The sequence below is a fragment of the Streptomyces sp. NPDC050439 genome (genome assembly GCF_040655335.1).
Taxonomy (GTDB): domain Bacteria; phylum Actinomycetota; class Actinomycetes; order Streptomycetales; family Streptomycetaceae; genus Streptomyces.
Map to the genome: position 1 here is coordinate 1 of NZ_JBFAJT010000015.1, position 15,753 is coordinate 15,753.

The window sequence follows — 15,753 nt, forward strand, 5'->3', positions numbered from 1 at the left end:
CGGTGAGGTACACACCGTGGCTGTTCGGGCAGGGCGATGGACCGGGTTCCGAGGCCGCGCGCGAGATGGCGGCCCGACTGGACCGATGCTTGCGTAATGAGTTCCCAGATGTAGAGGCCACCGCCCCCGGCATGTCCGGACCCCAGTACGGAGATCTGTGGACGTCGACGACGCCACCACCGTGGACCCGCCGGCCCCGCTGCAGCCGGTGCCGACGCCGCTCGCCGTTCTGTTGCTACGGCAAGTGGATAGCATCAGGGCCAGAAACCGATACCGCGGATCCGGCCGACCGAGGACAGGGGAGGCTGGTCGACTGCATCGGGGGAGCAGCACTGTCGCACCGGTCATAACCCACGGCGCCCGGGGCGGTCTCGCCCGCCCCCGTCAGGGCGTTGTTCACCTCGAAGCCGAGCTCCGCAAACGAGCAGGAGCATGGCGGTGGTGGTGGCGGTACGAACGCGTATTGGAGCCCCCAAAGTTGAGCGAGTCGGGACACCGTAGGGCGGAAGCGGCAGGCGGGGGAGGGGGTGCGCCCCCGCGACCTACTGCTCGGCGACGCGATAGCTCGCATGGCCGGGATCGGTCTTCATGATGAGCCCGGCCTCAGCTACGTCTCGAAGGGCCTGCCGGGCGCGCTTCTCCTGCTGTCGTCGATCACCGTCTCCGCACCCCGCGTCCTGCAAAGCGGTGCCGGCGCGGCTCGTGTCCCAGGTACCGCCGAGGGCGCGGATGACATCGGCGAGGACCTCCGCGTGCGTCAGGAGGAGAGTTGCCCGCTCTCGCTGCGGGGGCCCGCTCGTGCCGGAGTTGGGTTCACCGAAGGGCGCTGGCCCGATAGCGGAACAGCCGCTCGTGCTGGGGCCACCGGTGGCAACGAAGGCGCTCTTGCGGCCGTCGGGCATGCGGAGGAGTCCCGGGCAGGCGCCTCCGAGATCCACTCGCGACCCTTCGTCGAAGAGCCGGACGCTGCCGGACCAGGTGCTCTCCTCGTCGGACTCGTGGCTGTCCGTGCGCGTCGGGTTGCACCGCAGCACGAGAGATGCGGTGACTTCGACTTCAGGCTCCGTCCGGGAACACGACCGTGGCGGGACCGACGTAGCGGATCCGGCCATCGCCCGGGTGGAAGGGTGCTCGATCCGTCATGGCGGGAGGGTAGCGCCAGGCCCCTTTTGATGACCCCGTAATCGAGAAGGCCGCACGTAACGTTCCGCAAAGCGCGGCGTGTTGGGGGGGGGACAGAGTGGGGTGCGAGGTCCCTTCATCAAACGGTTAAGACGTGAAAATTGAGACGGGCAGGAACTGGATGACATGCCGGCCCTGCTGCCGCAAGTCTGGCTGCACTGGGATCACCAGACCACAGAGGCCGGCGATGCGAGGGCCAACAGCAGTGCATCCGCATGAACTTCCTCATGATGCTGCCCCGACGACAGCGCGTGCTCTGGAAGTCGTCGGAAGCCAGCACTACACCGGTCGCGGCGGAACCATCGCCGACACGCGCAAACACGCCGCCACCTTGGCCGCTGACCGGGACCCTGAGCCTTGCGACCACCCGGCGTCCGGGCGTGCAAGCCCGCACCGTGACGCCCGGCTGCACACCGCGGACGGGCTATGTCATCAACTCGATGTGCGGATGCTCGGGATCCGCCGGGCAGACGAACAGGTGCTGCCGGTAGCCGCTGCCTATCTGGACCCCGGTCGCGTTGTAGCCACGGTGGCCGGGATAGGGTCCGGCACCTGGGTGGGGGTGCGGAGACCAGCTGTCCCCGGCGTCGTCCCCTTCCTCGAACGTGGCGACGGTCATCAAGACCTCCATGCGCGTGCCGCACTGGGAGCAGGGCTGCCTGCTGGGGTCGGTGGAGTCCCAGGCAGGCCAGCCGCCGACCTTCCATCCCGGCGCGTTGGACAGCACACAGTCGTAGTACGTGTCCGGGTCCATGTCTTCGGCTGCTGCCTGCGGCACACTCCACTGCTTGAGCTGCGCCCGCAGTTCTTCGCTCAGCTCCAGATGGTCGGGGTACTCGGTGATCTGCTCCGGTTCGAGCACGCACGGCTCCGGTAGATAGCCGTCGAACTGCACTGCGGGCGGCTCGGGAGGCGTGTCGAGGATGTCGGTGACGGAGGTTGCCGAACGCCAAAAGAGCAGAGTCCTGGGCATGATCGGATGATCGAAGGGGCACCACATGACCTGCAGCAGGTCATTGCCCTCCGGCGGGCTCAGATCGGGCACATCGCGTACGTACAGCTGCGCGACGGGCAGCATCGCTACGGGACCCTCGCACGCCTGCACCGCCAGCCTCACCGGATACGTCCGAGGGGGCCGGATCCGCTCGAGAGTCTTCCGTTCCTGCGCAGTCAGGTCCCGGCCGTGCGCGGCGGCGAAGATCCCTCGCTCCAGACGCAGATCCGCCGGGGACTGGGCCGGGTTGATGCCGTCCACCACATGCGGTTCCTCGCAGTGCGGCCACGGCTCTTCAGCGGGCCACAGCAGCGGCCCGCCGATCGAGCTGTCGTGCCACGTCGGCGCCCCAGGGCGGGGGTGCAGACGCGTCGCCGTGCGGGCCAGCGGGGCCAGTTGGGGAAAGACCTCGACCACGTCGATCGGCCGCGGCGGAGTGACAGGAGTGACATTCATGAACGCAATCTTGCCAACCGCCTCTGACAACAGCCCTCGTGGCCACCCCACGCGGAGCTCCGAAGTGGGTGATCAGGCAGGTGGCGAGGGCCGAGGAGGGCTTCGTGGATATCGTCGCGTCGTTCCCAGCGGATGCGGGGACGGCGGAAGCCGTGCAGCCAGGCGATCGTGCGCTAGACGACGGAACGGAAGATGCCCAGGCCAGAGGCGTGTTCGACCCCTCGTTCGGCGATCACCGGGCGAATGCTGCGCTGCCAGAGCAGACGACGGTACTTGTCGGCCACCGCCGGAAACTTGTCCATCAAGGGCAGCAACTGCGTGATGTCGTTGCGGGTTCCGCCGGTCAGCTACACCGCGAGCGGGATGCCCTGGCCGTCGGTGACGACGTGGTGCTTGCTGCCCGGCCGTGCTCGGTCGGCCGGGCTGGGGCCGTTTTTCGGCCCCGTCGGGCCGCCCGAACATGCAAGGAGTCGATCACCGCCCGGGACCAGTCCAGCTGGTTCTCGACCGCAGCTTCTCCAGCAGCACCGCGCGCAACTCGTCCCAGACACCGGCCTCGTTCCAGGCCGCCCGGCGCCGCCAGCAGGTCATTCCCGAGCCGAAGCCCTACTCCTGGGGCAGGTACTCCCATTGGATACCGGTGCAGCACGAACAAGATGCCGCACAGGGCCTGCCGGTTCGGCACCCGCGGTCTGCCCTGCACCAGTTTGGGTCCCGGCTCGGGCAGCAACGGTTCGGTGAGCGACCACGGTTCATCCGACACGATCCATGGCCGCGACTGACGTTTCGCCACAACCAGACCAACGAGCGGACAGGCCAAGAGTCACATGATCAACCGCTTTTGTTAGAACCAGTTAATGAGGAGGCGCCTTGCGGCCGATGAACGTCATGTGGGGAACTCGCCCACCCAACCGCGCTGCAGCAGGTGCTGGGGCAAGTATTCCGATTCGACGTCGATCGGAATTCCTCCGTCGTAGGCGAGGCAGGCGATGGCCAGCGGTCCCAGGGCAACGCTTCCATCAATGTCCGCTTTCCGGTCATCGTTCAGTGTCCAATAAGCCTTGTGCAGCTTCAGGGCTTCCAGAAGGGCGGGGCTGAAGCCCTCCTCATCCTTACGTATGAGGCGGTAGAAGAGAATGATCGGTGGGTAGAGCAGGCCATCCAAGAGATCGCGCGGAGCGATCCGCGCCACGGCAGGATCCGACGCCTGGAACGTGGCGGTGAGCTTGTCCACCAGTCCAGGCCTACGCAACCAGTAGGTCTGCAGGGTGTCTACCCAGTGGTAGATGTACTCGTCGTACTTTCCCTCGCGTGCGCGCAATCGCTCCAGGGGGATCTCGCACAGTTGCGTCATACGAGGCTGATCACGGCAGATGACAGCAAGCCAGTAGGCCGTCAGCCAGCTTCCCGCATCGGCGGTCGGCATCGGACCCACGGCTGGAAGGGTTCGCATCTTCCGGTTGATGCGGCACTCGAACGGGCCCTCAGTCGTCGTCGTCACGGCAAACAGGGCTGACCCCAGTTGCATCGCATTGACCGTGGCCTCCCATGTCTCCAACGTTGCCGCTCGGGGATCGACCACACAGTGAGCGCGCATCACCAAAAGCCCGGTATCGAAGTGTGAGTCGATCAAGCTCGCGGAACCGGCGGAGTCCGCAAGGTGATCGATGCCGTCCACCAAGTGAGCGCCGAGGCTCTGCGCCAACTGTTCGGGGTCAGGTTCCGCCGACAGGTCATGCCGAAAGACTTCTACGGTCACGAAAGGGTCCCCTTGCTGAAGTCGAACTATCGCGAAGAAGTATTCCTTGCTGCCTTGGGACACCCTTCCGCCAGGTTACGCAGGAGTAAGACGTGGGTGGCCGCCGCTTTCTCGGGCTGGGCAGGGCTCGATCTTGGCCTGGTCGAAGCGTGCGGAGCCGGTACCGAGGCGCCGGGTAAATCCGTTTGCGTCGCCGGCCGGCTGGCCTACTCTGTCGGAGGTCATGTGCGGCGGGGTCCCTGCCGCACCGTTCGGCGCGTAAGGCGTCGATGCGTACCGTGTGCCTGGTCGGGAGGAGGTGGGAAACATGGACTGGAACTGGACAACGAGTGTTGCGGCCATAGTTGCCCCCGGCCGTGTGCCCCCGTTCGGCGCGCGGTAGGACTCTTAGCCCCCCTTTGCGGCAACTCATGGTGGTGTTCGCTGCTCTCGCGATCTGTTGTGTCGCGTCACGGGGTGTAGGACCGCGCGTTGGCTCCTACACCTCCGACACAGAATGTGATCGCCTTGACCAAGCAGTCCTCCCCTGGGGACACCGTGCCCACGCCGGTCCCCGACACCCCCGCGCACGCGGCCGAGTTGCCCGATCCGAAGCGGTGGTGGGCCCTGGCCGTCATCGCGGGCGCCCAGTTCATGGTGATTCTCGACGGCACGATCGTGAACATCGCCCTGCCCTCCGTCCAAAACGGATTGGGCATGTCGGACGCGAACCGGCAGTGGGTGATCACCGCCTACTCTCTGGCCTTCGGCGGCCTGCTCCTCCTGGGCGGCCGGATCGCTGACCTGGTCGGCCGCAAACGCACCTTCATGATCGGCCTGGTCGGCTTCGCCGCCGCCTCCGCGCTCGGCGGCGCGGCCCAGGGTCCCGGGACGCTGTTCGCGGCGCGGGCCCTGCAAGGGGCCTGCGCGGCCGTCCTGGCCCCCTCCGCACTGTCCCTGCTGACGACGACGTTCACCGACCCCGCCGAGCGCGGCAGAGCGTTTGGGATCTACGGGGCGCTCGCCGGGGGCGGCAGCGCCATCGGGCTGCTGGTGGGCGGCCTGCTCACCCAGTACGCGACCTGGCGCTGGTGCCTGTACGTCAACGTCCCCATCGCGCTGGCCGCCCTCGGCGGCGCGCTGGCCCTCCTCAAGGACCGCCCCGGCCAGCGCGGGGTGCGCCTCGACGTGCCCGGCGCGCTGCTCGCCTGCGGCGGGCTCGTGGCGATCGTGTACGCCTCCAGCGACGCCGAATCCGCAGGCTGGGCCGACCCGTTTGTCCTGGCCCTGTTCGCGGCCGGTGTGGTCCTGCTTGCCGTCTTCGTGTGGTGGCAGTCCCACGCCAAGCATCCGATGCTGCCGCTGCACATCGTCAGGGACCGCACCCGAGCCGCGGCGTTCGTGACGATGGGCCTGGCCACCGTCGCCATGTTCGGCGCCTTCCTGTTCCTGACCTACTACCTCCAGGCCATCCTGGACTACTCACCCCTACGGACCGGACTGGCCTTCCTGCCGATGTCCGTCACGATCGTCATCGGCGCGACGCAGATCGCCGCCCGGCTCCTGCCCCACACCGCCCCCCGCAACCTGATGGCCCCCGGCATGCTCCTCGCGGCCGCCGGCATGCTGCTCCTGACCCGCCTGAGTGTGAACTCCGCCTACGGCACCGGGGTGTTGCCCGCGCTGGTGCTGCTCGGCCTGGGCATGGGACTGACGTTCATGCCGCTCTACGCGACGGCGACCGCTGGGGTCGCCCCGAAGGACGCCGGGGTGACGTCCGCGACCGTCTCCACCTTCCAGCAGATCGGCGGCTCCCTGGGCACCGTCTGGTTGAACACGCTCGCCACCTCCGCCGCTACCCGCTACCTCCACGCCCACCCCTCTGGAAGCCGGGGCCAGGGGGAGGGCATGGTGCACGGCTTCACCGTCGCGGCCTGGTGGTCGGCGGGTGTCCTGCTCCTTGCGGCGTTGGTCGCGGCCATGGCCACCACGCCTGAGAGCTCCTAGCGAAATGATCTCCGAGGTGGTGGGACCGCTGCGGACCGGATGGTGTTCCAGGGCATCGTGTTCGCACTTCACACCCAGACCGCCGGGGAGTACCTGCCGCGGGAACTCGGTTGCGGCTCCGGCATGACCTGCTGACGCCGCTTGGCCAAGTGGACCTTGTGGGCCGACGCGGGTGTGTGACCCCGGCTGCACGAGGTCCTCCTCGCCGAGCTCCGCAGCGCGAACGCGCCGGACATCGCGGGCCGGGGCATGTGGTCCCCTGCCCCGCGCCCGGTTGCCGCCCGGCGGCGCCTGGTGGTGATGCTGTGGAACGGAACACGGGGGAGCTCCCGGAGAGGTTCGAAAGGGCCGATGCCTGCCCACCGGCCTCGACCGGCTTGCCGATCACACCGGCCCGACCACGGTGAAGAACAGGTAACGAAGAAGTGATCGGGGTGCGGTAGCCGCTACCGCACCCCGACCACAGAGATCCGGCCGCCACAAGCCGTGGCGATGGTGAGGGATGCGCATCGTTCACGGGGCAGGCGATCAGAGGGCCATCGACCGTGGGCGGTGCGCGTAATCCCTCCTGCGCACCGGCGGATACAGCGCATCGCCCGGAGTGCGCAATCGCGTCGTAGGAGCTCGGCGCCCGCATGGCGATGGCCGGTTGCGGGTGGCCGTCGTTAGGGCTTACCGGCGAGTGCGCAGTCTGCCGACCATCGCGGTCCACGCCCGGCAGCCGGGCCACCGTCGTCGGCTGCGCAATGCTGTGACCTGCGGTGGTCGGGCCGGACGGAGAGTGGGCGGGGCGATGACGGCACCGTGTGGTCGCCCTCTACCACCACCTCACAGGGCGAGCCCCCGTAGGTGACCACTGCGCATCGCGGTGCGCAGCGGAGCCCTTCATGAGGCCCTGTACCGACTGACGGCCGCTGAGCGCCGCATGGACCGCAAACAGCCCCCGCTCATGCGCGAATACGACCTGATCAGTGGCCTCACCGGTCTGGGCGCCTATCTCCTGCCCCGCGGCCGTGATCACGCCCTCGAGCACAGGTGCACCTTCGTGTCGTGCTTCTTGGCGAAGGGCTGCACACACGCATCCCCGCTCGGGGCCCCTGTGATGCTGCCCGACGGGAACGCTTCGTTCGGGCCGCCCTCGCTCTTCTTCATGCCGCCGCTGTTGTAGGAGGAGGCGAAGGCGAACGCGTCACAGTTCAGCTTGTCCGCCGCGTCGTTCAGCGCACTGGCGTCACCGTTTGCCGCAGCCCACCCCGTGGGGCAGATGCGACCCCGGCTCGTGGAGTTCTGCGCACTGTCACCCATGTAGTACAGGGGCTTGCCCTTGGCGCCAGCATGGTTGGGCAGCTGGGTCTGGACGAGCCATGCATGCGCCGCAGCCTGCGGGTATCGCTTGGCATCGAGCACGTAGGTGGGGGCCGAGTTGACGAAGACACAGCCCGTGGTCCCGTACTTCAGCTTGAAAGTATCGCAACGGATGTGGTCCAGATCAGGGTTGCCCTTCGCGTAGCCCTTGCTCCACTGGTGGTTGAACTTCTGAACGCTGCCGGGCGAAAGGACCTGTCCTTCGATCTTGACGTCCGGCTTGAACAGCTAGGACGTGTCCAGTGCGGATGAATCCCAGGTGTACTTCGTGGTCAGCGACGCCCTATGCGTGTCGCCGGGCTTCCAGGTGGTCGAGGCCGTCCAGTCCCCGTCCTGGGGCTCGATCAGCTTGCACGAGCCCTGACAGCTGGGGCCGATGAAGGCAGACAGGCTGATGCCACCGTCGAACATCCGCGATCCTGACACCCTCGAGGGTGAGGGAGCACGCGGGCTCCGACGCCTACCTGACGCCCTTCAGCTGCTCCCAGAAGTGCCCCACGATTTCCTCCAGGAATTCCCGACCCCCGGCCTCGCCCCCCGCGTCACCTGCGCCCCATCCCAGCGTCGCCACCATCTGCCCCTGGTAGTTGGCGTGCAGCCGCGGGAGCACGCCCTCCAGAGCAGTGCGCGGCATGAGCAGGAGCTTGGCGAGCGGGCGTACGTATGCCTGCCAACGGGTCGTCACCGCGCTCTGAAGGAGCTCCGCCAGTTCCTCGTCGCGTCCGGCGGCGGTGGCGAACTGTTGGGCGGACAAGCCGAGTTCGGTGGCGAGTGCGGCAGACTGGCGCTCGGTGCCGTGCCACCGGCGCGTCTCTTCCATCCGTGCGTACGCGTCGACGCCGATCCCGATCCGCTGAGCCAGGTCGGCGGCCGCGAGCCCGCGCGCCGCGCGGTGCTCGCGCAGGGTGCGGGGTGCGTGCTGGAGATCGCCGGAAGCGCACCACAGGACTCCGGCCAGTGCGATCAGTTCACGTGCGTCGGGGGCGTGCATCCCGCGCTCCCAGGCGACCACCAGGCCCGGACTGGCCTCGATTCCGTATTGTGCGTACAACCCGTACGCGACGTGCTCGGGGCCCATTCCGAGTGCCTCGCGCAACCGGCAGGCGGCGAGGCCGTCGAAGGGCAGGGCGTTGAACGGTGTAGTGGGGTGCACGGGCACACCGACCTCTCACTCCAGTTGCCGCGACTGCCTGCAACGCATCCACTCGCCCGGTGGCCCGTGCCTTCGGGCCCGGGGTGACTCACCCTCTCTACGATCACCTCAACACCACCGAGCTGGAGCACGCCGAGCGGACCGCGCACCACCAGGGGTATCCGTACGGCGGGGGCAGGGTTACACATAGGTACTTTTTCGTGGGTTACAGCCTCACAAGCACAGGACCAGGAAGATCTACGAAGGTGGCCCGTACGGCCCACCCGGGCCTGTCCGGCAGCCGTGCGGGGAGATGTGACACAGCTGCTGACCGGCTTGCACGGGTGTCCGTCCCAGAACCGGGCCCGGCGCGCGCGGTGGCGGGCGCATCCATTGGCTGGAAAACGGGGTTGTCGCCCGCCGTAGAACGATCGGTGATTGGTCGCCCTTTTGCCGCGACCCGGTCCGCGGAGGAATCGCGGACCGGCGACGCCCGCCCGCATCCTCGTGACGTGAGGTGCGGGGGGCTGGATGAGAGGTGTTCAGGCGGCGCACTCGAAACTGCTGGCGCTGTTAGGGGCCCCGGTCAGGTATTTCGGCCAGCGGGGGTACTCACACAAGGGGCGAGTGCGACCGTTGGTCGCGTCGGTGACGACGGGGTTCTTGGGCTTTTGGTCTTGTTCGGACCAGGCTTCGAGCGCAGTGAGGGAGTCCCAACTGGCGGCGAACGCCGGGCTGCCGGTGTTTGCGTGGTTGGCGCCGGGGATGACGTAGTACCGCATGAACTGCTGTGCCGTGTCTTGTCCGACCGTGTTGGTCACCCGCGTGTAGTAGTCGCGCGTCGAACGTTCCGAGACCAGTTCGTCGGCTGCGCCATGGAGAAGCAGCAGTTTGCCGCCGGCCTGCTGGAAGGGGCGCAGGTCAGCGTTGTTGCGGTCCTGGATGGTGGACAGTTGGCTGATCCGTGCGAGCCACGGGCCTGGCTGGCTCGGATTGATGGCCAGAAAGTTCTGGGCGGGATTTCGGGTCAGGAAGTACTTGGTCCACTGGTCCCAGTACTGCATCCCGAATCCGCTGGTGAGTGGCATGGGGGTGGAGGGTGCGGTCGTGCCGAGTCCCAACAGCGGCGTCCTCATGTCGGCGCCGGAGAGGAACGGGAATCCGGGGTAGCTCTTCTCCCCGCTGGCGACCTTGTAGGGCCAGCTCCAGGACGAGGAGACGGCGGTAATCGCGGCGATCTGGCGGTCGGACAGGCAGGTCGGGCCGCTGTCGCCACCGCCGGGGCAGCGCAGGGTCTGCGGGGTGAAGTTACAGGACTTCGGGTCCGATATGACCTTGTCGGCGAGTCCGTCCTGACCGTCGCAGGCTTTGATGACGCTGTTGTAGAGCAGGGTCTGCTTGGCAGGGCTGGGGAAGGCGCCGGGTCGGGCCAGCTGCCGCGTCGCGTGACCCAGGTAAAGCGCTTCGGCGAGGTTGTTCCACGCCGGGTAGGCGGAGATCACTCCGTTGAAGGCGGTGGGCCAGCGCTGGGCGACGACCAGTGCTTCGCGGCCGCCGGTCGATCCGCCGGCGAAGTACGTGTGCGCAGGCCCCTGCCGGTAGTGCTGCTTGATCAGGAACTGAGCCGCGTCGTGGGTCTTCTTGAGCGCATCGCCGGCTGAGAAGTTGCGCAGCGCTTCGTCATTGACGGCGAAGGATCCCTCCAGCGACGAGAGGGGGTGCCGGGTGGGGTTTGCCTGGTGGCCGGAGTCGCTTGCGTAGGTCGCATATCCGCGGGACAGCGGGGTGCCGCCGCCAGACGGCCCGAAGGGGACGTTCGCCCGGATGTCGGGGATGGTTCCGTTGAAGCCGCCCCCGCCGAACATCATGGACCGTTGGTTCCAGGTGACCGGCAGCGCGACCCGCATGAGGATGTAGGGGGTGGCGCGGTGGCTCGGGGCGAGCGCGGCGTCCACACGACAGTAGGTGACGCTGGTACCGCTGACGGTCTCGGTGATCTGAGACGCCGCGGTCACTCGTCCGCCCCGGGTGGGTAGGGAGATTACGCTCGCGGGGATCCACACTCCCGTCAATGCCGCACAGCCGCCTCGGGCTGCGGCGGGTCCGGCCTCGGCGGTGCCCCCGTAGATCAGGGCGCCGATGACGGCAGCGAGGGCGGTCAGGGTAATCCCTACCTGTGCTAGTGGACTTTTCTTTCTGGCGTGCATGGCCTTGCTCCTCCGCAGTGGGGTGTGTGCGTCAGGACCTTGCGTGGCGCTGGGCCTTGGGCGGGCGGCCGACTATCGGCTCGGCATCGGTGATGCGTTGGGCACGCAGTTCGGACCTGCGGACCTTGCCGCTCGGATCCCGCAGGGAGTCGTGGACCAGTTCGATGGTCTTGGGCAGCTTGTAGCGAGACAGACGCCCGTCGAGGAAGGCGCGGATGTCGTCCGCTGTGACGCCTGCACCCTGTTGCGTGTGGACGATCGCGTGGAGTCGGTTGCCGGTGTCGGTGTCCGGAAGGCCGATCACGATCGCGGTCAGCACCTGCTCGTGTTCGACGAGTGTGGCTTCGATCTCCGCCGGGTACACATTGACGCCGCCCACCGTGATCATGTCCGAGCGGCGGTCGAGCAGGTACAGGTAGTCGTCGGCGTCGAACTGTCCCATGTCGCCGAGCGAGGACCAGCCGTCCTGCAGGGTGGGTTCGGCGCCGATGTAGCGGTAGGTGGGGTCACTCCCCGGAGTGACCCGCATGTATATCTCGCCGGAGACGTTCGGCTGCGTGATCTCGGCGCCGTTGTGGTCGAGCAGTTTCATCTCGCCCCAGGTCACCCGTCCCACCGAGCCGGGGTGGTCCAGCCATTCGTCGCCGCGCAGGGTGCATCCGGCTTCGGCCTCCGTGCCGCCGTAGAGTTCCCAGATCCGTTCCGGCCCCAGCCAGGTGATCCACTTTCGTTTCAGCCAGGCGGGACATGGTTCGGCGCAGTGCCACACGGAGCGCAGCGAGGAGAGTGCGTACCGCTCGCGAACGTCGTCCGGCAGGGCAGTGATCCGGCGCATCATCGTGGGCACCAGATATACCCAGCTGACGTTGTACTCGTCGATCGCGGCGAGGGTCCGTTCGGCGTCGAACCTGGTCAGCAGCGTCACCGAGCCGCCGAGGAACAGCGTCGAGAGGGCGGTGACGAAGGGGGCGTTGTGGTGCAGCGGCGCGGTGATCAGCGCTTGCTGTCGGGGTTCGATGCCCCACATGCCGGGATCGAAGCCAGAGGTCACCGCGGCGCGGCCGGACAGGATGATTTTCGGGCGGCCGGTGGACCCGCCGGAGGTCGGGGCCTTCCACGACGGGGCGATGGGTGCGTCCACATTGTCGGCGGGCTGCCCCGCCGCAAGGCTGTCGATGCTCACCGCACCCGTGCGTCCGCTGACCTCCCCACCGGATTCGGTGACCACCGCGGCGGGGTCGGAGAGGTCCAGGATCGCGTTCAGCTCTGCCGGTTTCATCCGCGGGGACAGGACCTGGGGGGTGGCTCCGGCTTTGTAGCAGGCGAACACGGCCAGGATCAGGTCCGTCGAGTTGGGCAGCAGCAGGGTCACGATCCGCCCGGTGACCGCCGCGGTCTCCAGCAGACCCCGTGCGACCTGGTTGCTGGCGCGGTGCAACGCCGTCCAGGTAAGCGCGTCGGTGTCGGCGCGCACCGCTACGTCGTCGCCGATCTCGGCGGCGTACGCTCCGGGGATCTCGGCCAGCGGGAATCCGTCCTGAGGAAGAAACGTCACTTGATTACCTCCGGGTCGCGCTCGATGGCGCGGGTCGTGGGGGGAACGGCGGGAGTGGCTGCGCCGTCCTCGTGGCGCAGCGCGCGGCGCAGCGCGAGAGCGAGGGCGCCGCCGATCAAGGACACGACGATGACGATGGAGAAGCCGGAGGTCGGGTCACCCGAATCGGATTCGGCCAGACCGAACAGGTAGGGCCCCACGAATCCGCCGGTCAGACCGATGGTGTTGATGAAGGCGAGGCCGGCTGCGGCGACGATGCCCGACATCCGGGCCATGGCCACCGACCAGATGACGGGCAGCGTGCCGAAGATGATGGCGGACATGACGCCGATCAGCGTGATGCGTACGACGGGCGACGACACGGCCAGGAACAGGGCCGCGATCGCTGCGGGAGCCGCGGCCAGGATGCCGATGGTCAATGATTCGCGTGGGGCGCGGCGGAAGACGGCCGGTACCACGAGCACGCCGACCACGCCTCCTATGCCGGTCACGCCGCTGAGCAGACCGATGAGGATCGACCCGCTCACGTCCAGCGACTCGATGATCGAGGGCACGTTGAACGTCACGCCGTTCATCGTGATCTGGTTGAGGAAGTAGATGAACCCGATGATCAGAATGAAGGGCCTGCCGAACGCCTGACCCATGTTGCCCTTGAGGAGGTGTCCGGCTCGGGGATTGTCCTCCTGCTCCGCCTGCTCGCTCAGCGCCGCTGCTTCGTCCGTGCTCAGCCAGTGCGCATCGGAGGGCACTTCTGGCAGGAAGGCCAGCACCACCAGGCCGATGGCCATCGTGATCAGCCCTTCGGTCAGGAACATCCACTGCCAGCCGTGCAGTCCGGCCAGGTCGTCCAGCTCCATCAGGCCCCCGCCGAGCGGACCGCCCAGGAGCAGGCCGAGCGTGGGCGCGAGGTAGACGAACCCGACCGCTGTCGCGCGGTCCTTCTGCGCAAACCAGCGGGTCACCATGAACATGATCGCCGGGTAGAGGCCGGCCTCGGCCGCGCCGAGCACCAGCCGCCCTATGTAGAAGGTGACGTCGTTGTGGATGAACATCATGAGGGCCGTCACCGCGCCCCAGCTCAGGGCGATGCGTGCGATCCAGCGCCGCGGTCCGACCCGGTACATGATCAGGTTGCTGGGAACCTCGGTGAGCGCGTAGGTCAGGAAGAACAGACCCGCGCCGAGGCCGAAGGCGGCCGCACTGATGCCGACGTCCGCCTGCAGGTGGGTCTTGGCCAGCGCGATGTTCGTGCGGTCGACGTAGGACATGAAGTAGGCGATGCACAGGAGCGGCAACAACCGCAGCATCGCCTTTCGGCTCGCGGCGGCATACAGGCCGCCGACGGCAGGAATCGACATTCTTGTCCCCATGGGGTCAGGCCCGGACCCGGGCACTCAGTGGTTCACCGGCTGCGCGTGTCTGCGGTCTTTGTGACAGCTGATGTGCGTCGTACGGCACAGCCATGTTTCCGGTGAGGTTAGGGCGGCTGGCCCTCCCTGGGAGATGGAAAAGCGTCACACTCTTTTCCGTGGGCAGGTGTGCAAACATCACACCTGTCGAGCTGCGCATGGCACCGAAGGATTGCGGCGCGGCTCACGATGTCGTCGGCGAGCTGACCATCACCCCTGTAGGCCCGGGCAGGTTGCTGATCGATCGCCGAGGGTGGGTGGCGCGCCCATGAGCCGATCGGACACGACCGCAGGTGCTGCGACCTCATGTGGCGCCTTCGAGCCATAGGGATGTCTGTCGGCGCAGCGCCCGCGGGCACGTCTCACCCGCATTCTCGCCAACCCTCGCCTCTGGGGCGGCGGTTGCTAGTGCCGGCTCAGCCGCCGCCCGGACTCATGGCGCCGACCGACCCCGCATCGACGCCCGCCCGAACCGAAAGCAACTTGATCGACAGCTTCCGTGAAGGCCTCGACGACTGTCGTGTGATGACGCCGTAGCTATGGGCGCTAACCGTCGAGAGGTCGCCTCTTCATCCGGCGGCCGCAAAGCAGGTGGTGCGCGCGAGCATCTCGACTGCCCCCGCAACTCTTGACGCTGATCGCCTCCATGAGCATGATACCCAGTAGTATCCCAGGTCAGAGAGGCCGAATTATGGATGGATTCAAGGATCAAGTGGCCATCGTCACCGGCGCGGGCGGGGGGCTGGGCCGTGCTCATGCACTCGCGCTCGCCGAGCGTGGAGTGCGGGTGGTCGTAAACGACGTCGGAGGTGACGGCTCGACAGCCCGTGCCGTTGTTGCCGAGATCGTCGACGCCGGCGGTCAAGCGATGGCCAGCAGCGCCGACATCACGGACGTCCCCGCCGTGCAGCAGATGGTCGAGAACGCCGCGCAGAGGTGGGGACGCATCGACATATTGATCAACAACGCTGGAATCCTGCGCGACAAGAGCTTCGCCAAGATGCAGTTGTCCGATTTCCGCAAGGTGATCGACGTTCACCTCATGGGCTCTGTCCACTGCACGCAGGCGGTCTGGCCGCACATGGTCGAGCAGGGCTACGGCAGGATCCTCATGACCACCTCGGCGTCGGGAATCTACGGGAACTTCGGGCAGTCGAACTACGGTGCGGCCAAGTCCGCGCTGGTGGGCCTCACCAACGTGCTCGCCATCGAAGGAGCCAACAAGGGAATCCGAACCAACGCACTGGCCCCTACCGCCGCGACGCAGATGACAGACGGGCTGATCTCCGACGAGGCCGCTGCCAGGCTCGCCCCGGAGACGATCGCACCCGGCGCGGTCTTCCTGGTGTCCGCGCAGGCACCGAACGGGGTGATCCTCGGGGCCGGGGGCGGCGTCTTCGCGGTTTCGCAGATGGTGGAGACCCAGCCGGTCTTCCTCTCCGAGTCACAGCGCACCGCCGAGGTGATCGCGGCCCGCTGGGACGAGATCTCCGACGTCAGCAACCCCCACGTTCTCGGGTCCGCCTTCGACCAGACGAACCTCTATGTCGAGCTGGCTGAGCGCGAAAGCGATGACACCCCGGCCTGACCGGCAGGCGGGGAAGCACCACGGCAGACAGCTTGCGTTCGCGCACGTGCGCGCATCCGGCGATGCGGCATCACGAGTCGCTCGTCAGACGTGCCTACGCCCGCAAGCTACGGCCACCGG

The 15,753-nt window shown here is 67.4% G+C and carries 11 protein-coding genes and 1 pseudogene; 2 read left to right on the forward strand and 10 right to left on the reverse strand.

What is annotated here, in order from left to right:
- Positions 1-542: 542 nt before the first annotated feature.
- From AB0I66_RS41170 to AB0I66_RS41185, 4 genes and pseudogenes are all read right to left on the reverse strand, one after another.
- Positions 543-1,034 (reverse strand): hypothetical protein, encoded by a 492-nt coding sequence (locus tag AB0I66_RS41170; protein WP_363213224.1) that lies wholly within the window; start codon positions 1,032-1,034, stop codon positions 543-545.
- A gap of 572 nt (positions 1,035-1,606) precedes the next feature.
- Positions 1,607-2,632: a hypothetical protein gene (locus AB0I66_RS41175; RefSeq protein WP_363213225.1), complete on the reverse strand. Its 1,026-nt coding sequence runs from the start codon at positions 2,630-2,632 to the stop codon at positions 1,607-1,609.
- Between the two features lie 92 nt (positions 2,633-2,724).
- Positions 2,725-3,425, reverse strand: a pseudogene (locus AB0I66_RS41180) (IS5 family transposase); the annotation flags it as partial.
- 93 nt (positions 3,426-3,518) lie between these two features.
- Positions 3,519-4,391, reverse strand: coding sequence for an immunity 49 family protein (locus AB0I66_RS41185; protein ID WP_363213226.1), 873 nt, complete (start codon positions 4,389-4,391; stop codon positions 3,519-3,521).
- 537 nt (positions 4,392-4,928) lie between these two features.
- Between AB0I66_RS41185 and AB0I66_RS41190 the strand changes: the two genes are divergently transcribed.
- Entirely contained in the window at positions 4,929-6,377 is a 1,449-nt protein-coding gene (locus AB0I66_RS41190; protein ID WP_363213322.1) for an MFS transporter, read from the forward strand.
- Between the two features lie 1,017 nt (positions 6,378-7,394).
- Here AB0I66_RS41190 and AB0I66_RS41195 read toward each other — a convergent pair.
- From AB0I66_RS41195 to AB0I66_RS41220, 6 genes are all read right to left on the reverse strand, one after another.
- Positions 7,395-7,784: a hypothetical protein gene (locus tag AB0I66_RS41195; protein WP_363213227.1), complete on the reverse strand. Its 390-nt coding sequence runs from the start codon at positions 7,782-7,784 to the stop codon at positions 7,395-7,397.
- 186 nt (positions 7,785-7,970) lie between these two features.
- Entirely contained in the window at positions 7,971-8,153 is a 183-nt protein-coding gene (locus AB0I66_RS41200; protein WP_363213228.1) for a hypothetical protein, read from the reverse strand.
- 49 nt (positions 8,154-8,202) lie between these two features.
- Positions 8,203-8,895 carry a helix-turn-helix transcriptional regulator gene (locus tag AB0I66_RS41205; protein WP_363213229.1) on the reverse strand — a complete coding sequence of 231 codons (693 nt, stop codon included), beginning with the start codon at positions 8,893-8,895 and terminating at the stop codon, positions 8,203-8,205.
- A 521-nt stretch (positions 8,896-9,416) separates the two neighbouring features.
- Complete coding sequence (locus tag AB0I66_RS41210) at positions 9,417-11,081, reverse strand: tannase/feruloyl esterase family alpha/beta hydrolase (protein ID WP_363213230.1); 1,665 nt, start codon at positions 11,079-11,081, stop codon at positions 9,417-9,419.
- A 31-nt stretch (positions 11,082-11,112) separates the two neighbouring features.
- Positions 11,113-12,636, reverse strand: a complete 1,524-nt coding sequence (locus AB0I66_RS41215) for an AMP-binding protein (RefSeq protein ID WP_363213231.1) — start codon at positions 12,634-12,636, stop codon at positions 11,113-11,115.
- Positions 12,633-13,994: an MFS transporter gene (locus AB0I66_RS41220; protein ID WP_363213232.1), complete on the reverse strand. Its 1,362-nt coding sequence runs from the start codon at positions 13,992-13,994 to the stop codon at positions 12,633-12,635. Before AB0I66_RS41220 ends, AB0I66_RS41215 begins: the two co-directional genes overlap by 4 nt.
- A gap of 763 nt (positions 13,995-14,757) precedes the next feature.
- Between AB0I66_RS41220 and AB0I66_RS41225 the strand changes: the two genes are divergently transcribed.
- Complete coding sequence (locus tag AB0I66_RS41225) at positions 14,758-15,633, forward strand: SDR family NAD(P)-dependent oxidoreductase (protein WP_363213233.1); 876 nt, start codon at positions 14,758-14,760, stop codon at positions 15,631-15,633.
- Positions 15,634-15,753 lie beyond the last annotated feature (120 nt).